The sequence below is a fragment of the Lentzea aerocolonigenes genome (assembly GCF_000955955.1).
In the GTDB taxonomy this organism is placed as follows: Bacteria; Actinomycetota; Actinomycetes; order Mycobacteriales; family Pseudonocardiaceae; genus Lentzea; species Lentzea aerocolonigenes_A.
Genome location: NZ_JYJG01000239.1, coordinates 15,310 through 39,203, shown reverse-complemented (window position 1 = coordinate 39,203; position 23,894 = coordinate 15,310). Strand labels below are relative to the sequence as shown.

The following is a 23,894-nucleotide window of genomic DNA, read 5'->3' as shown; positions in this document are numbered from 1 at the left end:
TACGGACTCGGAACCGGCGCCCTCAAGCCGTCTGCAGCAACAAAGCCCGAGCCTCGTAGTACTTGCGCAACAAAACATCGACCACAAGACGATGCGCCCCAACAGGTTCGGACACCAAATCCGCACCACACCGAGCCAACGCCCCGTGGAACGCCCCTGGTGCCAAGAGCCATGAAGCAACGACAACGCGACGCCCCCGCCCCCGAGCCTCCTCCCGCACCCGAGCAACAACATCAGCAACACGGGGCGTAGCAGTAGCCACATACCCCACAGCAGAAGCCCCGAGCAACTCCGCCGCCACCCGAACAGAAGCCAACGCCCGAGCATCAGACGACCCAGCCGCGGCCAGCACCAGCGCATCCCCACGCCGGAACCCGGCCTCCCGCAACCGCTCCCGAACCACAGGCACCGCATCCAGCCCAAGCGGCGAAGTCAACACCACATCCGCACGGGCCCCGATCTGCTCCGGGATGTCCACCCGCACGTGATACCCGGCAGCCAAGAACACCGGCACCACAATGCACGGTCCGTCCACGACCGACCGAACATCAGGCTGCCTCACGTCCGCATAAGCAACCTCGACGGGCACGGCTTCCCGGGCCCGCACCAACTCGGCGCGAACCAGGTCCGCGATCTCGTCGCAAACCAGCCCACCACGCGGATCCCGAGTCCCGTGAAACGCCAACACCAGCTTCATGCAGGCTCCATAGCAAGTCGATACCCGCGCTTGACCACAGTGCACACCATGGCCGGCGACCCCAAAGCCGTTCTCAACCGCCCGATAGCGGTCTCAACGGCATGCTCCTCACCACCAGAAGGCAACGCCGCCAACAGATCCTGCCGGGAAACCACCCGCCCACGAGCAGCCACGAGAGTCCGCAACACGGCCATAGGAGCAGGCGCAACGGGCCGCAACTCGCCGTCCACCACCACAGCCTGAGCCCGCATCTCCAAATCGAAGGACGCGATCCGCAGCCGTGTGGCCCGCGCAGGCAACTCCACCGCCAGTTCCCGAACCATCGACCCGATCCGAGACCGGGCAGGCTGCACCACAGGAATCCCCGCAGCCACCAACGGCCCAGCGGTGATGGCCCCAACCCCGACCACGAGAACGTTGCGCCGCAACGCCTCCACCAGATCGCCGTACCGAGCGCCTGCGGTCCGCAGGACCGAAGAAGCGGCCGGTGCGCTCGTGAACGTCAGCGCGTCCACCTGCCCCGCCAGCGTCGCGTCGATCAACCGCTCCAGCGGACCGAGGTCCGCGGGCGGTTCCCAGCGGTACACCGGGATCTCGACGACATCGGCACCGGCGGCCCGCAGAGTGTTCACGAAGTCCGGTAGCGGTTCCCCGTGCAGCTGAACGGCGACGCGCTTCCCGGAGACCCCCATTCGCAACAGGTACTGCAGGAGTTCGGCGTTCGACTCGGACGACGGCGACCAGGCCTCGACCAGCCCAGCCGCCCGCACCGCGCCCTTGGCCTTCGGGCCCCGCGGCAACACCACGGCACCTTCAAGGGACCGGTGCAAACGGCTGGCCAGCCCCCATCCCTCGGCTGCTTCGAACCATCCGCGGAACCCGATCGCGGTGGTGGCGACGACGACGTCGACCGGCGCCGACACCAGCTCTGACGTGGCTTGGTGCAGCTCGGCGTCATCGGGCAGCGGCAGGATTCGGATCGCCGGGCCGTGGATGACGGACGCGCCCTTGCGTTCCAGCATCGCGATGAGCTCGTCGGCGCGACGGGCCGCGGTGACACCGATGGTGAAGCCCGCCAGCGGTCCGTTCATGTCAGCTCCACGACGCCGTCACGCACACGTACCGGGTGCACCGCAACGGAAACCGCGGGCTCGTCCAGGCACTTGCCGGTCGCCAGCTCGAACGCCTGTTTGTAGACCGGTGACACCACGACGGGAACGCCACCGCGATCGCCGACGATTCCGCGTGACAGCACAGCAGCCCCGCTGAACGGGTCGATGTTGTCCAACGCGTGCAGGGATCCGTCAGCGGTCAGGAACACCGCCACCTGCGAACCGTCGGGCAGCAGCGCCGCGACGCCCTGCTCCGGACGCAACACCTCAAAGTCACAGACGACGGTCACCTGACGACCTCCGGAATCCCGAGCTGGACAGGAACGCGCTGACCACGCTCAGCGCGGAACGAGATCGTCGGATCCGGCGTGCCCGGCGCGTTCACGAACGACGTGAACCGAGCGAGCTTCTCCGGGTCCTCCAACACACCACGCCACTCGTCGGCGTAGTCGGAGACGTGCGACTCCATCGCGGCTTCCAGCTCCGCGCAGATGCCGAGCTTGTCGTCCACCACGACTTCGCGCAGGTGGTCGAGCCCGCCGTCGAGCCCTTCCAGCCACGCGGAAGTGCGCTGCAACCGGTCGGCCGTGCGGATGTAGAACATCAGGAACCGGTCGATGATCCGAATCAGCTCTTCGGTGTCCACATCGGACACGAGAAGATCCGCGTGGCGAGGCGTGAAACCGCCGTTGCCACCGACGTAGAGGTTCCAGCCGTTCTCGGTGGCGATGACGCCGAAGTCCTTGCCGCGCGCCTCAGCACATTCACGCGCACACCCGGAAACCGCGGACTTGAGCTTGTGCGGCGACCGCAGGCCCCGGTACCGCAGCTCCAGCTCGATCGCGAGCCCCACCGAGTCCTGGACGCCGTAACGGCACCAGGTGGTACCGACGCAGGACTTCACCGTGCGCAACGCCTTGCCGTACGCGTGACCGGACTCGAATCCGGCATCGACCAGACGCCGCCAGATCTCCGGCAGCTGGTCGACGGTCGCACCGAACAGGTCGATGCGCTGGCCACCCGTGATCTTCGTGTAGAGGCCGAAGTCGCGGGCCACCTCGCCGATCACGATCAGCTTCTCCGGCGTGATCTCCCCGCCGGGGATGCGCGGCACGACCGAATACGTGCCGTTGCGCTGCAGGTTCGCCAGGAACTTGTCATTGGTGTCCTGCAACGAGACCTGGGCCTCGCCGAGGATGTGGCCGTTGTTCAGCGACGCCAGGATCGAGGCCACCGCCGGCTTGCAGATGTCGCAGCCACGTCCGGTGCCGTGCTTCTCCACCAACGCGGTGAACGTGGTGATCCGCGTCGCCCGGATGATCTCGAACAACTCAGCGCGCGAGTACGTGAAGTGCTCGCACAGCGCCTTGGACTGCTCGACACCGCAGTCGGTCAGCAGCTTCTTCAGCATCGGCACGCACGAACCACAACCCGTGCCGGCCTTGGTGCACGCCTTCAGCTCAGCCACGTCACATGCGACGCCGGACTGGATCGCGTCCGTGATCGTCTGCTTGGTCACCGCGTGACACGAGCAAACCTGAGCATCCGCAGGCATCTCGACGTCGACAGCTCCGCCCGGCTGCAACAGCCCTGCCGGAACTTCCTTGCCCACCAACGGCCGCAGCGACAGGTACGACGACGCGTCACCGACGAGCACGCCACCGAGCAGAGTCTTGGCGTCGTCGGACACCACGAGCTTGCTGTAAGTGCCGGCAACCGCGTTGTTCACCACGACTTCCAGCGCACCCTCGGTCTGCGCGTGCGCATCACCGAACGACGCCACGTCCACACCGAGCAGCTTCAGCTTCGTGGAGACGTCCGCACCGGGGAACGTCTTCGCACCGCCGTGCAGCTGGTCAGCGACGACCTCGGCCATCGCGTAACCAGGAGCCACCAGACCGTAGGCAACACCCTCAACGGCAGCGCACTCACCGATCGCGAACACCCGGGGGTCAGCGGTCCGGCAGGCTGCGTCGACCAGGTAGCCGCCGCGCGGCCCCAGCTCCAACCCCAGATCCAGATCGGTGCGCGGCCGGATACCCGCGCTGAACACCACGACGTCGAGGTCGAGCTCGAGGCCGTTGGCCAGCTTGGCGATCAGCCGCGTGCCGTCGCGTTCGATGGAAGAAGCGGAAGTGCCGGTGTGCACGGTCAGGTCGAGCTTCTCGACCAGCCGCTTCAACAGCCCGGCACCACCGTCGTCGACCTGGATCGGCATCAACCGCGGCGCCAGCTCCACGACGTGCGGCGAGACTCCCATGCCGCGCAACGCGTTGGCCGCCTCCAGCCCGAGCAGACCACCGCCGAGCACCATCCCGGAGTGCCGTCCAGGCCGGTCAGCGGCCTCGACGGTCGCCCGGATGTCGTCCAGGTCGTCGATCGTCCGGTACACGTGGCAGCCGGGCAGGTCGCGGCCGGGCACCGGCGGCACGAACGGAACCGAACCGGTGGCCAGCACCAGCGCGTCGTACGTGATCTCGACACCGGAAGCGCCGACCACCACACGGCGTTCCCGGTCGACGGAAACAGCCTTCTCACCGAGCCGGAGCTCACAACCGGTCAACGGCGTGAGCTCCAGGTCGGCGGAACTCCACGTGTCCACATAGGACGACAACGCGACGCGGTCGTAGGCGGGCCGGGATTCCTCACCGAACACCACGATCCGCCACGACGAGTCACGGAGGATCTCGACCAGCCTGTGGCCCACCATGCCGTTGCCGATCACGACTAGTGTCTGGGTCATCGGGCATACCTCCTTCGCCCGGTATGCTCACCGGGCGGCGTGTCATCCCAAGGTCCGCAACATTTCGCGGGTGTTAAAGGAAACTCTCTCCGCTGCTCAGTGCGGTGTGCGTCACACGCCCGCGTAGGCGAGCGACGGCCGTGCCGCGAACACGTTGCGCCGCAGGTAGAACCACCAGGTCGTGCCGAGGCAGAGCCCGTAGAAGACCAGGAACGCGGTCAGCGCGGGCGTCAGGGTCTTCGAGCCCTCGAGCGAGAGTTTGAAGACGTAGTTCACCAGCACACCACCGGCAGCGCCGATCGCACCCGCGATGCCGACCACGGCGGCGGCCTGGCGCTTGGCCGACTTGTCGTCGTCGGACTGCGTCTTGAAGATCGCCGGGATCATCCGGTACGTCGAGCCGTTGCCGACTCCGGCCAGGATGAACAGCACGATGAACGAGCCGAAGAACAGCGCGAAGTTCTTCGAGTCGACGCTCACGATCACGCCGACCGTGCCGATCGCGAGCCCCACGAACGTGCCGGCCGTCACCTTGGCGCCACCGATCCGGTCGGCCATCCAGCCACCGAACGGACGGGCCACCGAGCCGATCAGTGCGCCGAGGAACGCGAGCGCCACCCAGCCCTTGTAGTCGACGAAGCTGATCTTGATCAGCGACGGGAACGCGAACGAGAACCCGATGAACGACCCGAACGTGCCGATGTACAGAAACGACATCACCCAGGTGTGCTGGTTCGACAGCGCCAGCTTGTAGGACTGCCCGTCCGGCTTGGCCTGCGTCAGGCTGTCCATGAAGAACCACGCGCAGGTCGTGGCGACCACGATGAACGGCATCCAGATCAGCGCCGCGTAGGCGAGGTGGACACCGGTCCCGATGGTGATCACGATCGGCACGATGAGCTGTGTGATCGCGACGCCGAGGTTGCCACCGGCCGCGTTCATGCCGAGCGCCAGGCCCTTCTTGCCCTCCGGGTAGAAGAACGAGATGTTCGCCATCGACGACGAGAAGTTACCGCCACCGAGGCCCATCGCAGCCGCGGTGAGCAGGAAGAACGAGTACGACGTGCCCGGCGTCGACACCGCGTACGCGAGCATCGCGGTCGGGATCAGCAGCAACCCGGCGCTGATCGTCGTCCACGCCCGGCCACCGAACTTCGGCACCGCGAACGTGTAGGGCACCCGCAGCACCGCGCCGACCAGGTTCGGCACGATCAGCAGCCAGAACTGCTGTCCGACGCTGAAGTTGAAGCCCACCGAGCCGAGGCTCACCACCACGATGCTCATCAGCACCCACACGCTGAACCCGAGGTTCTCCGCGAAGATGCTGAGAGCGAGGTTCTTGCGGGCGATCCGCTTGCCGGTGGACTCCCAGAACTCGGGCTTCTCCGGCTCCCAGTGGTTAATCCAGCTCATGAACGTCCTCCACACGGGGGTTCGGCGACTGCCGAAGAAACTAAGAACCGAGCATTACCAAGGGGTTCTGGCCGATGACGGCGGAGGCAACTCCGCCGCACATCACGCAGAGGCCGGCTGTGAGGCGCCGAGCCAGTCGAGCAACCCGCACACCGCGTCCTTGCAACCACCACAGCCGGTGGTCGCCCGCGTCGCCTCCGCCAGCTGAGGCAGACTTTCCGCTCCCGCCCGCCAGGCCGACACGATCTGTCCCTTGGAGACGGTGTTGCAGCGGCAGATCACCGCGCTGGACGGCAGATCGGCCGGGCTGGCCGCCTCTGCGGGCAGCGCACGTCCCAGCAGCAACGCCAGACGGTCTGTCGGAGCTGGGATTCCGCGGTCGTAGAGCTGGGTGATCGTCGCGGCCGCATCCGGTGCGCCCAGCACGATCGCGCCCGCCACCCGGTCGTCGCGCAGAACCAGCTTCGCGTACCGGCCGCGCGAAGGTTCCTGGAAGCACAGGACTTCCGAGTCCGGGCAGTCCACATCGGTGTGGACATCACCCAACGCGGCCAAGTCCACGTCGCGGGCTTTCAGGCGCGTGACAACGGAAGTGCCGCGGTACCGGGAGGCCGGGTTGGTGCCGGTCAGACGGTCGGCGAGCACAGCGGCCTGATCCCACGCGGGTTGGACGAGACCGGAGACCGTGCCGGGGTGCTGGGCGCAGTCGCCGATCGCGTGGATGCGCGGGTCGCTGGTGCGCAACGCGTCGTCCACGACGATGCCGCGATCGACGGTGAGCCCCGCCTTGACCGCCAACGAAGTCTCGGCGCGCACACCAGCGGAAACGACCACCAGCTCGGCGGGGACGTGGGTGCCGTCGTCGAGGATCATGCCGTCGCCGGGGAGGTACTTGGCGGCCATTGAGTTGAGGCGGAACTCGATGCCGAGCTGTCCGAGCGTGCGGGCCAGAACACCACCGGCGCCGGGGTCCAGCTGGCGTTCCATGAGGTGGCCGACCGGGTGCACCACTGTGACCAGGCAGCCGCGGCCGGCCAGGCCTCGCGCGGCCTCGATGCCCAGCAACCCGCCACCCAGGACGACCACGGGCGCACCCTTGCGGGCCTTGGCTTCGATCTCGGCGCAGTCGTCGAGCGTCCGGAACGCGACGACGCCGGCAGCGAGCTTGCCGTCTTCGAGCAGCCCTTCGGCGGGTGGCACCCAGGGGGTGCTGCCGGTCGCGAGCACCAAGGCGTCGTAGGGAATTCCGTCGACAGTGCGGTTCTGCCGGTCGATTTCCTGAATCTCCTGGCCGAGCCGGAGGTCGATGTTGTGGTCCGCGGCCCACTTCTCGTCGTGCAGCCGCGTCGACTGCGGCGTCATCGTGCCCGCCACCACCGTCGACAACAGCACCCGGTTGTAGGCCGGGTGCGGCTCCGAACCGATGATGGTGATGGAGATGTCCTGGTCACGACGCCGCAGCTCGTCCGCCAACCGAGCGCCCGCCATGCCGTAACCGACGATCACGACTCGCCTCATGTTGCCCGCTCCAATCGCACCGCGCAGACCTTGAACTCGGGCATCCGGCTCGTGGGATCGAGCGCGGGGTTGGTGAGCAGGTTCGCCCGCCCGTCACCGGGGAAGTGGAACGGCAGGAACACCGCGTCGGCACGCATGCTCGGCACGCACCGCACGGTCGCCGTCACCGTTCCCCGCCTGGACACGACGTGCGCGGGCTCGCCAGAGACAAGCCCGGCCCGCGAAGCCGTGTCCGGGTGCACTTCCACGTACATCTCGGGAACCGCCTTCATCAGCTCGCCGATCCGCCGCGTCTGCGCACCCGACTGGTAGTGCTGCAGGACCCGCCCCGTGGTGGCCTGCAACGGGAACTCCTCGTCCGGCGGCTCGGCCGGGCCGCGGTGGTCGACCGGGATGAACCGCGCCAGGCCATCTGCGTGCGCGAACCGGTCGAGGAAAAGCCTTGGCGTGCCAGGGTGTTCGGTGGACGGCACCGGCCAGTGCAGCTGCTCGGAGTCGAGCCGCTCGTAGGTGACGCCGGAGTAGTCGGACAGACCGCCGGCAGACGCCTTCCGCAGCTCCTCGAAGATCTCCTTCGGCTCGGTCAGGAACTTCTCCGCACAGCCGAGACGCGCGGCCAGCCCGTGGATGAGGTGGAGGTCGCTGCGCACGTTGGCAGGCGGGTCGAGTGCCTTGCGGCGCCTGATGATCCGGCCTTCGAGGTTGGTCATCGTGCCGTCTTCCTCGGCCCACTGCGTCACCGGGAACACGACGTCGGCCATCGCGGCGGTCTCGGACATCACGAAGTCCGCGACCACCAGCAGATCCAGCGCTCGGAGACGATCAGCGACACCGGACGCGCGTGGCGCCGACACCACCGGGTTGCTGCCGAACACCAGCATCGCCTTGAGGTCGTCGGCGTTCAGCAGCTCGTACGCGCTGCGGCCGACGCCGGGCAGCCAGTCGACGCCCCAGACGTCCATGATGTGCTTGCGCGCCACGGGATCGTCGAGCTTGCGGTAGCCGGGCAGCTGGTCGGCCTTCTGCCCGTGCTCACGCCCGCCCTGACCGTTGCCCTGCCCGGTCAGGCACCCGTAACCGGAACCAACTCGGCCCGGCAGACCCAGTGCCAGAGCCAGGTTGATCCACGCCGAGACGTTGTCGGTGCCGGATGCGTGCTGCTCGGTACCGCGGCCGGTCAGGATGTACGACCGCCCGGCCAGCATGTGCACCGCAGCGCGTTGGTCGGCAGCGGAGACTCCGGTGACGCGCTCGGTGTGCTCCGGCCACCACTGCGCCGCCACTCGCCACGCGTCGTCGAAACCCGAGGTGCGAGAGGAGATGTACTCCTTGTCGATCACACCCTCGATCACGGCCGTGTGCAGCAACCCCAGTGCCAGCGCCAGATCCGTGCCCGGCGCGGGCTGCAGGTGCAACGTCGCGCGCTCGGCGGTCGGCGTGCGGCGCGGGTCGATGACGATCAGCCGCGCACCCTCCAGGTGCCTCAGGAACGGCGGCATGGTCTCGGCGGGGTTCGAGCCGGCCAGCAGCACCGTGTCCGCGGAACGAAGATCGGTCAACGGAAACGGCAGCCCGCGATCCAGCCCGAACGCCTTGTTGCCTGCCGCGGCCGCCGACGACATGCAGAACCGGCCGTTGTAGTCGATCTGCGAGGTCTTCAGGGCGACCCGCGCGAACTTGCCGAGCAGGTACGCCTTCTCGTTGGTCAGCCCGCCGCCACCGAACACGGCGACCTCGTCGGGCTCGTAGGACCGGATGCGGGATACGACGAAGTCCATCGCCTCGTCCCACGAAGCAGGCTCGCCGTGGATCAACGGCGTGGTGAGGCGGCCTGGATGGCGCAGCAGCTCCCCCGCCGTCCAGCCCTTCTGGCACAGCCCACCGGGACCAGGGGCCACCTGGCCGTCGATGACGCTCATGGAGCACTGCAGCGCGCAGTAGGGGCAATGGGTCACGCCGCTGACGCTAAGAAGCGCGCGTTAACCCGAAGCTCCGCAATGTTTCGAACGTGGAAAGTTGTCAGCTCAGAGCAGTGCGGTGACCTGGTGAGCAGCTCTTTCCAAGCCCGCAAAGGACTGTGACGTTGACAACGGGTGCAGCGCGTGCACTGCCAACCGGAACAGAGTCGCGCGCACGAGCACCTGCGTCCACTCCGGCAGATGGCTCCACCGCTTGAACAGGCCTGGGTCCGAGCCGCCCCACGCGACGGCGTCCACCGCGATCACCGCGGCGGCCCACTCGGCGGGGCGCCAGTACGCGGTGAAGTCGATGACGGCGGGCGGGGCGTTGCCGGCGAACAGCACGTTGCCGAAGAGATCCCCGTGCACGACCTGGGACCTCAGGTTGAGCGGCTTCTGCACTTCCTTGAGCAGCTCGAACAGCCTGCCGCCGAGATCGGCCTCCAGCGGCACGTCCCCCTCGCCCCACGCCATCCGGTCGGCGACGGCGAAGACGTCCGTCCGCGCGTCCAGGAACCGGGGCTTGGGCAGGTCGGCGGTGGCTTGGTGCAGCCGCTGCGCAACGGCGATGACCTCGTCATGACGTGCCTCAGCGCGTCCGGCGAGGAACTTGGTGGCCGACCAGCCGCCGACGACATAGCGGCCGTCGGTGGACCTGAGCGGCCTGCCGATGCGCAGGTTCGGCACGTCCAGGCCGTCGAGGGTCTTGGCGATCCAGGTGGCTTCGGCCGGCCTCGGCGCGGGCCTGATCGTCGCGTCTCCGCAGCGCCACGCGGGGCCACCGTCGATGAGCTCTGGCTCGGCGTCACGGGCCCCGAACGCCGCACGCACGTGCGCTGGGGGCGGTTCGGGGGACCGGGTCACGATCGGGCACGCTACCTGCTCGGACCACCCGGTTGGCGGAACGCGACACGCGGTGATTCACGCCACCACCCGAACAGCCCAGTGGTTCTGGCGTCTGCAAGTACTACCAACAGGCCTGTTGGTAGTACTTGCAGACGCCGTTCAGCCCAACTAGTACGTCGGCAGGCTCGGGTCGACCTCGCGAGCCCACGCCAGCACACCGCCGCCGACGTGCACGGCGTCCTTGAAGCCCGCCTTGTGCAGCGCCGCGAGCGCCTCCGCCGAGCGCGCACCGGACTTGCAGTGCAGCACCAGCGGCTTGTCCTGCGGCAGCTCGGAGAACGCCTCACCGGACAGGATCTTGTCCTTCGGGATCAAGACCGAACCGGGAATGCGGACGATCTCGAACTCGTGCGGCTCGCGGACGTCCACCAGCAGGAAGTCCTCGCCGGACTCCTGCTTGTGCTTGAGCTCGAGCGGCGTGATCGTGTTGCCCGCCGCCGCCTGCTGCGCGTCCGTGGACACGACACCGCAGAACGCCTCGTAGTCGATCAGCTCGGTGATCTTCGGCGACTCCGGGTCCTTGCGGATCTTGATGGTCCGGTACGACATCTCCAGCGCGTCGTAGACCATCAGGCGGCCCAGCAGCGGGTCGCCGATGCCCGTGAGCAGCTTGATCGCCTCGGTGACCATGATCGAGCCGATCGACGCGCACAGCACGCCCAGCACGCCGCCCTCTGCGCACGAGGGGACCATGCCGGGAGGCGGCGGCTCCGGGTAGAGGTCGCGGTAGTTCAGGCCCTGGCCGTTCGGCGCGTCCTCCCAGAAGACGCTGACCTGGCCCTCGAACCGGAAGATCGAACCCCAGACGTACGGCTTGCCCGACAGCACCGCGGCGTCGTTCACCAGGTACCGCGTGGCGAAGTTGTCCGTGCCGTCGAGGATCAGGTCGTAGTCGGCGAAGATCTCCAGCGCGTTCTCGGAGTTGAGGTGCGTCTGGTGCAGCACGACCTTGACGAACGGGTTGATCTCGGCGACCGAGTCGCGGGCCGATTCGGCCTTGGGACGGCCGACGTCGGACTGCCCGTGGATCACCTGACGCTGCAGGTTGGACTCGTCCACGACGTCGAAGTCGACGACACCCAGCGTGCCGACACCGGCCGCGGCCAGGTACAGCAGTGCCGGGCTGCCCAGGCCACCCGCGCCGACGACGAGCACCTTCGCGTTCTTCAGCCGCTTCTGCCCGTCCACCCCGACGTCCGGGATGATCAGGTGCCGGCTGTAGCGCGCTACTTCTTCTTTGGTCAGCTCCGCGGCTGGCTCAACGAGCGGCGGAAGCGCCATTTGCTCCTCCTCGACGGACTGCATGCCTCTGTATCCGAGACAACGTCAACCTTGCCTCGACTCTTCCTCGTTGGAAAGCTGTCTCAGCCAGCGGGAAACGGGTTCGGCGTGCAGATCTTGCCGTCGGCGGGCACGACGTCGAGCCCGGCGTTGAGCTGGGACACGAAGTTGTTCGCGACACCGAACGTCTGCTGCATCATCACCGGGGCCGGAGCGCCGTTCTCCGGGCACGCCGCGTGGTTGTTGCCGAGCGCGTGACCGACCTCGTGGTTGATCACGTAGACCCGGTACGCGGGGACGTCGGGCTTGTAGACCATCGCGCCGCGCACCCAGCGGGCGACGTTGATGATCACGCGCTTGGTCGGGAAGTCCCAGCACGAGGTCTCGAACGGGATCTCCTTGCCGCAGATCGCGTGCGTCGTCTTCGTGGTGGCCAGGATGATCGTGAAGTCCGGGTTCTGGTTCGCCTCGACGCGCTGCAACGCGACCTGCTTCGTGCCGATCCAGCTGCGCGGGTCGGACAGGATCCCCTCGACCGTGCGCCCGAACGAGGCCGCGTCGTCGTTGTAGTCGCCGGGCTTCACGCCGTCCTCGATGGCGATCGTGTACTTGCGGAACTTCGCCGCGTTCGCCTCACCGACCCGCTGCCCGCTGCCGGGCACGGCCTTGAACGTGCCGACGCCGTCCTCGGAGAACGCCGGTCCGTCCGGCAACTCGGCGGTGGGCACGTCGAGCTTGGGCTTCTGCGCCTGCACCTCGGTCGCCGGCGCCTCGGGTGTGGTGGTGGTCACGTCCTTCGAGTCACCGGCTCCACCGGCCGCGGGCGCCTTCGGCTGCACCGTGTCGAGCACGACGAGCGCCGTCAGCACCAGGAGCACCGGAATCGCGTAGATCCGCCACCCGTAGTTGGCGACGAGCTTCTTCACGCCGCCGCGCCTGCGTGGCCGCCGGTACTGGGCCGTGCCTTCCGGCTCCCAGGCGGCCGCGAGCGGTTCCGCGCTGGTCCTGCGCTCGCCGCGACGGTAGCGGTCAGCGGACGGAGCAGCACGTCCTCGCTCGGGGGCGCGATTCACGTTGCCCAGGGTCCCACATCCCCCGTATGGCCGTCGTTCATCACCATGTGTGTCGGTCGACCGCCTCCCACATGCCCAGCACGGCCCTCGCCACGGTGGCGGGCCGCTCCATCTGGGCGACGTGCCCGGTCCTGGGAAGCACCAGCAGTCGTCCTTGCGGCAGCAACCGCGCCGTTCGTGGACCCTTCCGCACGCTCACCAGCCGGTCGTTCTCGCCCCACAGCACCAGCGTCGGCGCCTTGACCAGCGGCAAGATCCGCCACAACGACTTCGGCCCCGGCGTCAACCAGCTCTGCATCAACCCGAACGTGCTCCTGTTGAGCGCCTGCCCCGCCCACTTCTGCCGCGCGCGCTCCTCGTTCTCCTTGATCGACTCCTCGATCCGGTGATCCGGCACCACGCTCGGATCCGCGAAGCACAGCTCCAGCATCTGCTTCGTCCGATCGTGGGCCGTCAGCTTGGCCAGCTCCCGCCGGACCCTCGACCCGATGATCGGGAACACCGCGAGCGCCATCCGCGGGTCCGACATGCGGTCGAGCCGCGGCCTCAGATCAGGCACCGCCGGACTCACCAGCGTGAGCGACTTGACCAGATCAGGCCTGGTAGCGGCCACGATGACCGAGATCGCCCCACCCATCGAGTTCCCGAACAGGTGCACCGGCTCGTCGAACGTCTCGATGTACTTGATCACCGTGCGCGCATGCGTCGCCAGGCTGAAGTCGTACCCGGGAATCGGCTCCGACCGCCCGAACCCCGGTAGATCGACCGAATATCCGCTGACATGTTCCTTCAACTGGGCCGCAAGATCCGTCCAGTTCGTCGCCGACCCGCCCAGCCCGTGCACGTACACCGCGGGCGGACCATCGCCAGGCGTGACCCTGACATGGACCTGATGGTCATCCACCTGGTGAAACTCACCCGGCCAAGGAGGCTGCGACTTGTCCAGCGGAGGCAACTCGACCGTGGACAGCGGGGCGGGGATCAGCGTGCTCACCAGACCAGGATGCGGGAAAGAAGGCCCAGATGGTTCCCAGATCCGAGCTACTAGCGAGTAAGGTTGCGCTCACGCCTCGGTCAGGCAACCCCTCTCCGACGGCAGAGAACTCGTGCTGGAGGCACCATGACGGAGACGGCGCAGAGCGCACCCGCAGGCAGGGGCGTTCGACTGCCGCGCACCGCCCGCCGCGCGCAACTGCTCGCAGCGGCGCAGGACGTGTTCGTCGCCAACGGCTACCACGCCGCGGCGATGGACGAGATCGCCGAGCGCGCCGGCGTGTCCAAGCCGGTCCTCTACCAGCACTTCCCCGGCAAGCTGGAGCTCTACATGGCCCTGCTCGAGTCCCACGTGGACGAGCTGGTCGGCCGTGTCCGCACCGCCATCGCCTCCTCCCCGGACAACAAGCTCCGCGTGCGCGCCGCCGTGGCCGCCTTCTACGACTTCGTGGACGGCGAGGGCCAGGCCTTCCGCATGGTGTTCGAATCCGACCTGCGGTCCGAGCCTGCCGTGCAGGAAGCCGTGGAGCGCGCCACCACCGACTCGGTGGACGCGATCACCGACACCATCACGGCCGACGCAGGCCTGGACCCCGAGCGCGCCCGCCTGCTGGCCGTGGGCCTCGTCGGTCTTTCCCAGGTCACCGCCCGCTCCTGGCTCGCCGACAACCGACGCGTGCCCAAGGAAGACGCAGTAGCCCTCATCTCGAACCTCGCCTGGCGAGGCATCGGCGGCGGCTTCCCCCTCCAGCACTGAAAACGATGAAGGGCGGCGATTCTGCGCGCCACGTCCTCCGAGCGTTCGAGTGGCAGCATGTGCCCGGCCTTCGGGTAGATCACGAACTCCGCCGACGGCAGCGCGTCCGCCAGCACCCGTGCGTGGCGCATCGGCGTCAGCACGTCCCACGACCCGGCCATGACCACGGTGGGGATGTCCGACAGGACCGACAGCGCTTCCCGCCGCTGGTGCAGCGTCAGCTCCTCCCGGATCCCGACGAACGCGGCCCCGGCCGTGTTGCCGGCCATCGCCGCCGCGGCCCGCACGTCGATCCACTTGGGACGGCGCCCGAACGTCACCCGCAGGCCAGGCGTGATCAAGCGGCCGAACCCGACCTTCGGCCGCTTGACCAGCCATCGCCCGGCGAGCCGCTCCACACCGCTCAGCCGGGGCAGGTCCCCGCACGACGTGGCCACCAGGGCCACCCCCGTGACGCGCGAGAACAACTCGGGGCGCTGCTCGGCCAGCGCCATGATCGTCATCCCGCCCAGCGAATGCCCGGCGAGCACGATCCGTCCGGAAGGGACGAACTCCTCCAGCACGGCCGCGAGGTCGTCGGCCAGTTCGGAGATCGTCCCGACGCCATCGGCAGAACGACCATGCCCGCGCACGTCGTACCGGACCACACGGCCGGGCAGGGCCGCGGCCACCCGGTCCCACGTCGTCAGATCCATGGTCCATCCGTGCAGAAGAACCGCGGTCACGTCAGAGGTCGAAGTCCCCGACGTGACGACGTTCAGCCGATCAAGAACGAGCGACGCCATGAGTGCATCCCCGGCTTTCCGACGAGTCCGGCCTCATCCAGGAACGACATGATCCGTTCCCCCGACCAGCGAATGGTCTCCTGGAACCGCGGGTTCCCCAGCGCCTGACGGCGTGCCTCGCGCACGTCGAGCCCGACGGCCGCGTACACGGCCGGGTTGATGATCGTCCGCGTGATCATCATCGACACGTACCCGACGAGCCACTTCTGGTACGGCAGCTCGAAACCGCGCAGCTCGTCCATGCCCCGCAGCAGCTCCTCACGCGCGAACCGGACGTGCCGAGCCTCCTCCAGCACGTGGATCCGGTTCACCATCCGCACGATCGGCTGGACGGTGTCGTCGTTCATGGCTTCACGCTGCAACCTGTCGAGAATCTCCTCCGCGACCAGGATCGACCCGTACATCGCCGGGCCGTAACCAATGGTGGGCAACAACTTCCCCAGCCGGTGGGTCGAGCGGACAGGTCCGTAGGGCGGGCACCCGATCCGTTCCACCAGGCGCGCGAACATGGTCGAGTGGCGGCACTCGTCGGCCACCTCGGTCAGCGCGTACTGGGCGTGCCGGGTGGTCGGGTCGGTGTTGTAGACGACCTTCACCAGCATCTGCATCAGCAGCAGCTCGAACCACAGCCCGACCGAGGCGATCGAGGCCAGCTCGTGCTTCGAGAGCTCGATGCGCTGCTCAACGGTCAGGGAGTCGTACAGAGGAGTTCCGTACAGGGAAATCCGGTGCTCAGGGATGTAGAAGAGACCGTCGACCAGAGGTGCGGACCAGTCGATGTCCACCTCGGGGTCGTAGAACTTCTCCGCGGACGACTTCAGCAGCCTCTCCGCCGTCTTCTCCCGATCGGCGACCCTCATCGGTTGCCCTCCCCGGTAAGTGTTACTTGAGGTAACGGTTACTTCTGGTAGCGTGCGTCACATGGCACGCACTGTCAAGGGGCCGGACGCGCGACGTGAGCGGTGGAAGGGGCATCGCGAGCAGCGCAGGGCGGAGTTCGTGGAAGCCACGATCGCCGCGGTGGCCAGGAAGGGCCCGGACGTCGGGATGGAGGACATCGCCGCGGAGGCGGGCGTCAGCAAGCCCGTGCTCTACCGGCAGTTCACCGACAAGTCCGACCTGTACCTGGCAGTGGGCCAGCGGGCGACCGAGCTGCTGATGGACCGGATGGGTCCCGCCCTGGCCGCCGACGGCCCGATCCGCGCGCGCATCGAACGGATCATCGACGCCTACCTGTCGGTGATCGAGGAGAACCCGAACCTCTACCGCTTCGTGGTGAAGGGGTCCTTTGTGGACCGCCCGGTGGAGAAGGACGTCGCGCAGGAGGACAAGAACCTCATCGCCGCGACCCTCGCCCGCATCCTCGGCGACTACCTGCGCGCGTTCGAGATGGACTCAGGCGGTGCCGAACCGTGGGCGCACGGACTCGTCGGCATGGTGCAGAACGCGGGCGACTGGTGGCTCGACCGCCAGACCATGTCCCGCGCGAACCTCAGCGACTACCTCGCCACGATCATCTGGCACGCCATCGACGGACTGCTCCGCGAGGCAGGCATCCAGGCGGATCCGGCAAAGCCACTCACCCCACTCCGATTGGTGGACTGATGAGCGACGAGCACGCCGAAGAGGGCTACACCGGCGACGCCACCCTGATCTTCGGGACGGACGAGGTCCCGGTGACCGTCGAGCTGCGCGGCTACTTCCAGCCGATCGACGGCCGCTACCACTGGTACGGCCGGATCAAGCAGAACGACGAGGTCACCACCCGCGTGGAAGCCGGCGCCCGCACCACCCTCCTGCGGACCCCCACCGGCCAGGCCGAGGGCACCCTGACCGACCCCGACCCGTGGGGCCGCTACAGGGTCGGCGGCATCTCAACCCCGCCGTACAAGATCGAAGAACCAGCCGAACACTGAAAAAGCCCCGGTCAGAGCGACCGGGGCTTTTTCGTAGAACGACTCAGGCGCCGAAACCGACCTTGCGCGAGTCCTGCGGGCCGATCTCCACGTACGCGACGCGGCCAGCGGGCACGACGAACCGCGCACCCTTGACGTCCACCAGCGACAGCACGCTGGACTTGCCGGACACCGCGTCCGCCACCAGTGCCTCAACATCTGACGGGTTGAGCTCACTGGTCACGACGAGTTCCCGCGGGCTGTCCGCGACGCCGATCCTGACCTCCACGCTGACCTCCGTGCTCAAAGAGAAAATCCAGGACCGAGCCTACCTAGCCCAGACCCAGCTGCGTCATGCGCCGCGCGTGCGACTGCTGGAGCCGCCGGAACAGCTGACCGATCCCGGCGAGGTCTCCAGACCCGCGCACGATGAGCTCCGAGAGCCCGTCCCGCTCCGCCACCACGTACTGGGCCTGCGTCAACGCCTCGCCCAGCAGCCGGCGGCCCCACAACGCGAGCCGGTCGCGGACGCGCGGATCCGACTCCACGGCGGCCAGGACTTCGCGCTCAGCGAACGCCGAGTGGCCCGTGTCGGCGAGCACGGCGAGCACCAGCTCACGCGTCGGCTCGTCGTCGAGCCACGAACCGACCTCGCGGTAGAAGTCGGCGGCGAGCCCGTCGCCCACGTACGCCTTCACCAGTGACTCGAGCCACGACTTGGGGCTGGTCGACTCGTGGAAGGCGTCGAAGCCCTTCACGAACGGCGCCATCGCGTCCTCGACCTTGATGTCGTGCTCGCCCAGGTACTTCTGCAACAGCGTGAAGTGCCCGATCTCAGCGGCGGCCATCTGCGCCAACGCCGCGCGCCCGGCCAATGTCGGCGCCGTGCGCGAGTCCTCCGTCATCCGGTCGAAGGCCGAGAGCTCGCCATATGCGAGCGCTCCCAGAAGATCGACAACACCCTCCGCAACACCCATGGTGACGAACTCTAGTGGTCAAATGCGTCTCGCCAGGTAGAATGGGCACGGACGCCCGGCGTGACGAGTGTGACGAACCGCTGTGTCCCATGATTTTTGGGCAGGCGCACGAATAGGTGCGCGTACACCTTTCCCGCAGCTGCTCCTCAAGCGCGGTCGAGAGGCCCGGCCAGGGCTCGTACGCGCTTGGTACGAGAGAGGCTGATCATCCTGACCGCTGAAGTAGAAGCACATCTGGACCCGGTTCTGCTGGAGCACAGCGAGGCCGGAGTTCCCGAAGAAGACCCGTCGCACCCGCTGCTCGCAGACGCTCCGGTGGCGACAGACGCCCCCACGTTCGCCGAGCTGGGAGTGCGTGACGAGATCGTCAAGGCGCTCGGCGAGGCGGGCATCGTCCGCACGTTCGCCATCCAGGAGCTGACGCTCCCCATCGCCCTGTCCGGCGACGACCTGATCGGTCAGGCGCGCACCGGCACCGGCAAGACCCTCGGGTTCGGCGTGCCGCTGCTGCACCGCCTCGACGTGCCCGGCGACGGCACGCCGCAGGCACTTGTGGTCGTGCCCACCCGTGAGCTGTGTCTCCAGGTCGCGCACGACCTCACCGACGCCGCGAAGCACCTCAACGTCAAGGTCACCGCCATCTACGGCGGCATCCCGTACGAGCGGCAGATCGCGCAGCTCCGCAAGGGTGTCGATGTCGTGATCGGCACGCCCGGCCGCCTGCTCGACCTGGCCGAACAGCGCCACCTGGTGCTCGGCAAGGTCCGCGCGCTGGTGCTGGACGAGGCCGACGAGATGCTCGACCTGGGCTTCCTGCCCGACATCGAGCGCATCCTCACGATGGTTCCGGACAAGCGTCAGACGATGCTGTTCAGCGCGACCATGCCGGGCCCGATCATCACGCTGGCCCGCACGTTCCTGAACCAGCCGACGCACATCCGCGCCGAGGAGAACGACGCCGGCCAGACGCACGAGCGCACCAAGCAGTTCGTCTACCGCGCGCACTCCATGGACAAGCTGGAGATGCTGGCCCGTGTGCTGCAGGCCCGTGACCGAGGCCTCTCGATGATCTTCGCGCGGACCAAGCGGACCGCGCAGAAGATCGCCGACGACCTGACCGAACGCGGGTTCGCGGCGGCCGCCGTGCACGGTGACCTGGGCCAGGGCGCGCGTGAGCAGGCACTGCGGGCGTTCCGCAGCGGCAAGGTCGACGTGCTCGTGGCCACGGACGTGGCGGCGCGCGGCATCGACATCGACGACGTGACGCACGTCATCAACTACCAGTGCCCCGAGGACGAGAAGACCTACGTGCACCGCATCGGCCGCACGGGCCGGGCCGGGCGCGAGGGTGTCGCCGTCACGTTCGTCGACTGGGACGAGACGACGCGCTGGAAGTCCGTCAGCGACCTGCTCGGCCTGGGCCAGCCGGACCCGGTGGAGACCTACTCCACGAGCGACCACCTGTTCGAGGACCTGGGCATCCCGTCCGGCTCCACGGGCCGGTTGCCGCTGAGCCACCGCACGCGTGCCGGTCTGGACGCCGAGGAGGAGGAGAAGCTCGACAACGGCAAGCGCAAGCGCCGTCGTCGCACCGGCTCCGGCTCCGGCTCAGGCCGCGGTCCCGCCGAGCAGGCCGCGCCCGAGGCGAGCGAGGAGACCAGGCCGAAGCGCAGCCGCAGCCGCACGCGCAGCCGTGGTGGCGTGACGGTGGAGGGCGCCGAGGTCACGGCGGAGGCGCCGGCGAGCGCGGAAGCCACCGACAAGCCCGCCTCCGACAAGCCCCGCAGGCGTCGTCGTCGGCGTTCCTCTGCCGAACAGGCCGCTCCTTCGGCAGACTGATCACATGTCGTCCCCCGGTTCCGACGTCACCGACATCGAGGACGTCCTCGACGAGCCCGCGCACGAGCTGCCGGAGCCCGTCGGGGAACGTCCGCCTGCCCGGTCCTGGCGCACCCGCGCCGACTACGTGGCGGTCGCGCTGATCGCGGTCATCTCGATCGTCGCGTCCGTGCTGACCTGGGCGTTCAGCGATGCGCGGGCCACGACGTCGGTCACCGGGCCGGCGTCGTGGGACCAGCTGCCCGAGGTGACGGCGCTGCCTCCAACGCTCGCCGAGGTGTGGCGTGCCCGCAGCGGCGCGACCCAGTCCCCGGTGGTCGTGCTCACGCCGCTGAAGGAGACGGGCGAGGAGAAGCCGTCGACGGTCGTGACCGGCGACGGCGGCGAGATGAACGGGCGCGACCCGCTGACCGGTGACGTGCGGTGGACGTACAAGCGCGACCTGCCGCTGTGCGTGGTCAGCACGGGCCAGTCACGCGCGATGGCCCTGTACTCCAAGGGCACCAACTGCTCGGAGATGACCGCGGTCGACGGCATCACCGGCGAGCGGAAGGCGCAGCGCAACGGCGACGCGGAACCGGACACGGCGCTGCTCAACGAGGGCTCGCACATGATCACCACCGGGTCGAAGTACCTGGAGGTCTACCGGCGCGACGACCTGGTGAAGGCGCTGGAGTACGGCGCCCTCCGCGCGATCGTGAACCCGAACAAGCAGCCGCGCGTCGGCTGCACGTACGGGTCGATGGCGGTGACGTCGGGCAAGTTCGCGATGGTCGAGCGCTGCCCGGACGACGCCTCCGAGCGGGTCTCGGTGATCAAGCCGAACCCGGACAAGGCCGACGACCCCAAGGTGTTCACGAGCTTCGTGACCGGCGGTAAGAACGTGCAGGTCGTGGCCGTGACGGACAGGCTCGTCGCGGTGGCCTTGCCGAACCCGAGCCGCATCGTGGTGTTCGACGCCGAGAGCGGCAACCAGATCAGCGAAGCGCCGATCGACGTGCCGTCGTCGGACTTCACCGATCCGCCGCACCACGTCGCGCGCAGCTTCGCCACCAAGACGAACGTCTTCTGGTTCAGCGGTTCCAAGACGATCGCCCTGTCGCTGGAGACGCTCACTCCACTGTGGACGGCCAACGACACGCTGGGTGCCGGCACGACCCTCGCGGGCCGCGCGCTCATCCCGGTGAAGGACGGCCTGCGGGTGTACGAGCAGGCCACCGGTGACCTCGTCGGCACGATCCGGGTGCGGCGCGACGGCTACCCGGGCCCTGTGCAACTCGCCACAGCCGGTCCCGTTGTGCTCGAGCAGCGTGGCGAAACCCTGGTCGCGCTGCGATAGTTCCCTCGTGTACTCGCAGCTCAGCCCGCACCGGGCACAACGCGTCGACCTACCAGGCCGGTACGGCACGATCGCGGCGCTGCGTGCGCCCGCGGTGGGCGACGACGCGTTGCGCACGACGGCGCTGCTGGTGCCGGGCTACACGGGTTCCAAAGAGGACTTCGCGCCCATGATCGACCCGATCGCGGACGCCGGTTTCGAGGTGCTCGCGATCGACCTGCCGGGTCAGCAGGACTCCGCGGGCCCGGACGACGAGGCGCTCTACCGCCCAGGTCCGCTGGGGTCGGTGCTCGCCGAGCTGATCGAGAAGATCGTCGCGGACGGCCGGAAGGTGCTGCTGCTCGGCCACTCCTACGGCGGTCTGGTCGCACGCGCCGCGGTGTTCGCCGGCGCCCCGATCACGGGTCTCACGCTGATGTCGTCCGGCCCGTCCGAAATGCCCGCCGGTGAGCGCCGCACGGTGCTGGAGGTCGGCGAGCACGTGCTGGCCGAGCAGGGCGTCGAGGGCACCCAGAAGCTGAACGAGCTGCGGTCGGCGCAGAACCCGGCCTACGTGGCGCTTCCGCAGGAGCTGAAGGACTTCTACCGCACCAGGTTCCTGGCATCGCCCGCCGCCGCGTTGCTCGGCATGGCCAACGGCCTGCGCTACGAACCGGACCAGGTCGCGAAGCTTGCCCGCGCGCTGCGGTCGTCCGGCATCCCGGCGCTCGTGGTGTGCGGCGACGCCGACGACGCGTGGAGCCCAGCCGCTCAGCGCGACATGGCTGAGCGGCTGGACGCCGACTTCGCGGTGCTGCCCGGTGTGATGCACTCCCCGAACACCGAGGCACCGCACGAGCTCATCGCCACGCTGTTGCCGACGTGGCGAGCCTGGCTGAGCTCGTGATCAGTACCAGACGTCGATCTCGCGCTCGTCGGTCGCCGAGTTCGGGTACGAGTTGAGCTCGGCCTTCGCGTACGCCTTGATGCCCGGCAGGAATGGCGCGTTCTGCGAGGTCAGCGTCAGCGTGATGGTCTCGAACCCGCCGGTGCACTGAACGTTCTTGGACGTACCGCCGGAAGCGATGCGGCCGAACGCGTTCTGCGTGAGGTTCAAGTACAGGTACGTCGACGTCGAGCCGGCCGGGCACGCGTAGGTGACCTTCAGCTCGGCCGCAGCGCCCCACGCCTTGAGCTTCGCCGGCGACTCGACTCTGACCGCCGACAACGAGGGCGACTGCGCGCTCACCTCCGCCATGACCGGCGCGACGGAGGCGAGGATCGCCCCGCCCGCGACGGCCATCACGGCCAGCGACTTGCCCCCGGAGAGCTTCTTCATGCTGTTGTCCCCTCTACACTTCCGTCCTCTGTGGACGGAAAACCAAGACCGGCGCAGAGACCGGCGACGATGAGCACGACGGGCAGGTGCCACAGGAAGTCGAACCCGCTGTGGACCAGCACGACGACGACAGCCGCCATCGCCCCTGCCCACAACGGCGTGCCGCGACCGCGCCACATGGCGATCAACAGCGCGACCACCACCCCCAGCGCCAGCACGAGCCCGACCGCCCCCAGTTCGACGAGCACCTGCAAGTACTCGTTGTGCACGTAACGCATGACCCGGGCACCTTCGTTGCCCGAGTTGAAGAAAAGAGATCCATTTCCTGGTCCGGTGCCGAGGATCGGCGACCGGGAGACCAGTTCCAGCGCCGCTCCGGCGGCCCCGCTGCGGTCCGGTGAGCTGAACGAGACCCTGCTGGCGAGACGGTCCGCGAACCCGATCGCGAATGCAGCGCCGATCACCACCGGCAGCACCGCATAGCGCCCCAGCCTGTGCAACCACAGCGCCAGCGCGGCACCGGCCAGCAGCCCGATGACCGCGAGCACGACGTGCGGCTCGTCGGCCACCCGCATCGTCGGCAGCAACGCGGCGACCGCGGCCACGGCGCCGATCAACGGTGGCGCCGCCCTGACCACGGTCTTCTTGAAGCCCGAGAACACGCCCAGCACCAGCAACCCGGCCACCAGCGCGATCACGGCCGCACGGCTCATCGTCGTGCCGACCCCGGTGCACAGCAGGAAAGTCACCACCGAGATGAGCGGTGTCGGTTTCAGGACCAGCGACAACACCGCGACCGCGGCCATCACCGCAGCAGCGGCGTTCGGGTAGGTCAGAGTGGACGCCGCGCGCAGCAGTCCTTCGGACACCGTCGTCCAGGACCGAATCCGGAACACGACAGCTACCCAGCCGGTCAACGCGACCAGCGCGCCGACACCGACGACCACCGTGGCGAGCAGCTCGCGTTGCTCGCGATCTGCCTGCGCCACAACGAGAATCGCACAGACGAACACGCCCGCGGCGGCCGCGGTCGGCACAGCGGAGAGCACGTCTCCTTCGAGCAGCCCACGCACGACGGCCCACAACGCGAGCGCTCCTCCAAGTGCCGCAACGAGGTTCGGCCGGGGACGCGCGAGCGCCACGGCCACGCCGACCAGCAGGCCGGACAGCACCCTGCCGGGCAGGTAGTACCCGCCCTGCGCGACGACCGCGGCGGCGAACCCCGCGACCACCAGCAACACCGGAACCGGCAACGTCACCGATTCACGGCGCGCGCCAACGACTTCCCCT

Annotated in this window: 22 protein-coding genes and 1 pseudogene; 6 read left to right on the top strand and 17 right to left on the bottom strand. The window is 68.3% G+C overall.

Annotated features, from left to right (window positions below; all coding sequences use genetic code 11):
* Nucleotides 1-22 precede the first annotated feature (22 nt).
* The 11 genes from UK23_RS28815 to UK23_RS28765 form a co-directional block, all read right to left on the bottom strand.
* The gene (locus tag UK23_RS28815) at nucleotides 23-697 is read right to left on the bottom strand and encodes a sirohydrochlorin chelatase (RefSeq protein WP_045314803.1); all 675 of its coding nucleotides are present in this window, start codon (nucleotides 695-697) and stop codon (nucleotides 23-25) included.
* Nucleotides 694-1,788, bottom strand: coding sequence for a uroporphyrinogen-III synthase (locus UK23_RS28810; protein ID WP_045314802.1), 1,095 nt, complete (start codon nucleotides 1,786-1,788; stop codon nucleotides 694-696). The genes UK23_RS28815 and UK23_RS28810 overlap by 4 nt, the downstream gene beginning before the upstream one ends.
* Nucleotides 1,785-2,099 carry a nitrite reductase small subunit NirD gene (gene nirD, locus UK23_RS28805; protein WP_045314801.1) on the bottom strand — a complete coding sequence of 105 codons (315 nt, stop codon included), beginning with the start codon at nucleotides 2,097-2,099 and terminating at the stop codon, nucleotides 1,785-1,787. Before nirD ends, UK23_RS28810 begins: the two co-directional genes overlap by 4 nt.
* The gene (nirB, locus tag UK23_RS28800; RefSeq protein WP_045314800.1) at nucleotides 2,096-4,552 is read right to left on the bottom strand and encodes a nitrite reductase large subunit NirB; all 2,457 of its coding nucleotides are present in this window, start codon (nucleotides 4,550-4,552) and stop codon (nucleotides 2,096-2,098) included. Before nirB ends, nirD begins: the two co-directional genes overlap by 4 nt.
* 111 nt (nucleotides 4,553-4,663) lie before the next feature.
* On the bottom strand, nucleotides 4,664-5,965 hold the full coding sequence (locus UK23_RS28795) for an MFS transporter (RefSeq protein WP_045314799.1): 1,302 nt from the start codon (nucleotides 5,963-5,965) through the stop codon (nucleotides 4,664-4,666).
* Between the two features lie 102 nt (nucleotides 5,966-6,067).
* Complete coding sequence (locus UK23_RS28790; RefSeq protein ID WP_045314798.1) at nucleotides 6,068-7,483, bottom strand: FAD-dependent oxidoreductase; 1,416 nt, start codon at nucleotides 7,481-7,483, stop codon at nucleotides 6,068-6,070.
* Nucleotides 7,480-9,402 (bottom strand): molybdopterin oxidoreductase family protein, encoded by a 1,923-nt coding sequence (locus tag UK23_RS28785; protein ID WP_045314797.1) that lies wholly within the window; start codon nucleotides 9,400-9,402, stop codon nucleotides 7,480-7,482. The genes UK23_RS28790 and UK23_RS28785 overlap by 4 nt, the downstream gene beginning before the upstream one ends.
* A gap of 105 nt (nucleotides 9,403-9,507) precedes the next feature.
* Nucleotides 9,508-10,305: a TIGR02569 family protein gene (locus UK23_RS28780; RefSeq protein ID WP_082115055.1), complete on the bottom strand. Its 798-nt coding sequence runs from the start codon at nucleotides 10,303-10,305 to the stop codon at nucleotides 9,508-9,510.
* 150 nt (nucleotides 10,306-10,455) lie between these two features.
* Nucleotides 10,456-11,628 carry an adenylyltransferase/sulfurtransferase MoeZ gene (moeZ, locus tag UK23_RS28775; RefSeq protein WP_045314807.1) on the bottom strand — a complete coding sequence of 391 codons (1,173 nt, stop codon included), beginning with the start codon at nucleotides 11,626-11,628 and terminating at the stop codon, nucleotides 10,456-10,458.
* An 83-nt stretch (nucleotides 11,629-11,711) separates the two neighbouring features.
* On the bottom strand, nucleotides 11,712-12,701 hold the full coding sequence (locus UK23_RS28770) for a DUF3152 domain-containing protein (RefSeq protein ID WP_231114721.1): 990 nt from the start codon (nucleotides 12,699-12,701) through the stop codon (nucleotides 11,712-11,714).
* A gap of 40 nt (nucleotides 12,702-12,741) precedes the next feature.
* Complete coding sequence (locus tag UK23_RS28765; protein WP_231114720.1) at nucleotides 12,742-13,695, bottom strand: alpha/beta fold hydrolase; 954 nt, start codon at nucleotides 13,693-13,695, stop codon at nucleotides 12,742-12,744.
* Nucleotides 13,696-13,821: 126 nt separating this feature from the next.
* On the opposite strand from UK23_RS28765, the gene UK23_RS28760 reads away from it, so the two are divergent.
* Entirely contained in the window at nucleotides 13,822-14,451 is a 630-nt protein-coding gene (locus UK23_RS28760) for a TetR/AcrR family transcriptional regulator (protein ID WP_045314793.1), read from the top strand.
* Between the two features lie 35 nt (nucleotides 14,452-14,486).
* Here UK23_RS28760 and UK23_RS50645 read toward each other — a convergent pair.
* Nucleotides 14,487-15,236: pseudogene (locus UK23_RS50645) on the bottom strand (alpha/beta fold hydrolase); the annotation flags it as partial.
* Complete coding sequence (locus UK23_RS28755) at nucleotides 15,209-16,096, bottom strand: AurF N-oxygenase family protein (RefSeq protein ID WP_045314792.1); 888 nt, start codon at nucleotides 16,094-16,096, stop codon at nucleotides 15,209-15,211. The pseudogene UK23_RS50645 and the gene UK23_RS28755, both read right to left, overlap by 28 nt.
* Nucleotides 16,097-16,157: 61 nt before the next feature.
* Between UK23_RS28755 and UK23_RS28750 the strand changes: the two genes are divergently transcribed.
* Together UK23_RS28750 and UK23_RS28745 are read left to right on the top strand one after the other, a co-directional pair.
* Entirely contained in the window at nucleotides 16,158-16,841 is a 684-nt protein-coding gene (locus UK23_RS28750) for a TetR/AcrR family transcriptional regulator (RefSeq protein ID WP_045314791.1), read from the top strand.
* Nucleotides 16,841-17,152 carry a DUF4873 domain-containing protein gene (locus UK23_RS28745; protein WP_045314790.1) on the top strand — a complete coding sequence of 104 codons (312 nt, stop codon included), beginning with the start codon at nucleotides 16,841-16,843 and terminating at the stop codon, nucleotides 17,150-17,152. Before UK23_RS28750 ends, UK23_RS28745 begins: the two co-directional genes overlap by 1 nt.
* A 43-nt stretch (nucleotides 17,153-17,195) precedes the next feature.
* On the opposite strand, the gene UK23_RS28740 is transcribed toward UK23_RS28745, so the two are convergent.
* Complete coding sequence (locus UK23_RS28740) at nucleotides 17,196-17,420, bottom strand: DUF3107 domain-containing protein (protein WP_045314806.1); 225 nt, start codon at nucleotides 17,418-17,420, stop codon at nucleotides 17,196-17,198.
* Between the two features lie 43 nt (nucleotides 17,421-17,463).
* A complete protein-coding gene (locus tag UK23_RS28735) occupies nucleotides 17,464-18,108 on the bottom strand; it encodes a ferritin-like fold-containing protein (protein WP_045314789.1) in 645 nt (214 codons plus the stop codon).
* 186 nt (nucleotides 18,109-18,294) lie between these two features.
* On the opposite strand from UK23_RS28735, the gene UK23_RS28730 reads away from it, so the two are divergent.
* The 3 genes from UK23_RS28730 to UK23_RS28720 are packed head-to-tail and all read left to right on the top strand — an operon-like array spanning nucleotide 18,295 to nucleotide 22,172.
* Nucleotides 18,295-19,947 carry a DEAD/DEAH box helicase gene (locus UK23_RS28730; protein WP_045314788.1) on the top strand — a complete coding sequence of 551 codons (1,653 nt, stop codon included), beginning with the start codon at nucleotides 18,295-18,297 and terminating at the stop codon, nucleotides 19,945-19,947.
* Between the two features lie 4 nt (nucleotides 19,948-19,951).
* Nucleotides 19,952-21,286 (top strand): hypothetical protein, encoded by a 1,335-nt coding sequence (locus tag UK23_RS28725; RefSeq protein ID WP_052685150.1) that lies wholly within the window; start codon nucleotides 19,952-19,954, stop codon nucleotides 21,284-21,286.
* A 7-nt stretch (nucleotides 21,287-21,293) separates the two neighbouring features.
* Nucleotides 21,294-22,172: an alpha/beta fold hydrolase gene (locus UK23_RS28720; protein WP_045314787.1), complete on the top strand. Its 879-nt coding sequence runs from the start codon at nucleotides 21,294-21,296 to the stop codon at nucleotides 22,170-22,172.
* On the opposite strand, the gene UK23_RS28715 is transcribed toward UK23_RS28720, so the two are convergent.
* Both UK23_RS28715 and UK23_RS28710 read right to left on the bottom strand, forming a co-directional pair.
* Nucleotides 22,173-22,604 carry a hypothetical protein gene (locus UK23_RS28715; protein ID WP_045314786.1) on the bottom strand — a complete coding sequence of 144 codons (432 nt, stop codon included), beginning with the start codon at nucleotides 22,602-22,604 and terminating at the stop codon, nucleotides 22,173-22,175.
* Nucleotides 22,601-23,863: an O-antigen ligase family protein gene (locus UK23_RS28710; protein ID WP_045314785.1), complete on the bottom strand. Its 1,263-nt coding sequence runs from the start codon at nucleotides 23,861-23,863 to the stop codon at nucleotides 22,601-22,603. Before UK23_RS28710 ends, UK23_RS28715 begins: the two co-directional genes overlap by 4 nt.
* Nucleotides 23,864-23,894: the final 31 nt, after the last annotated feature.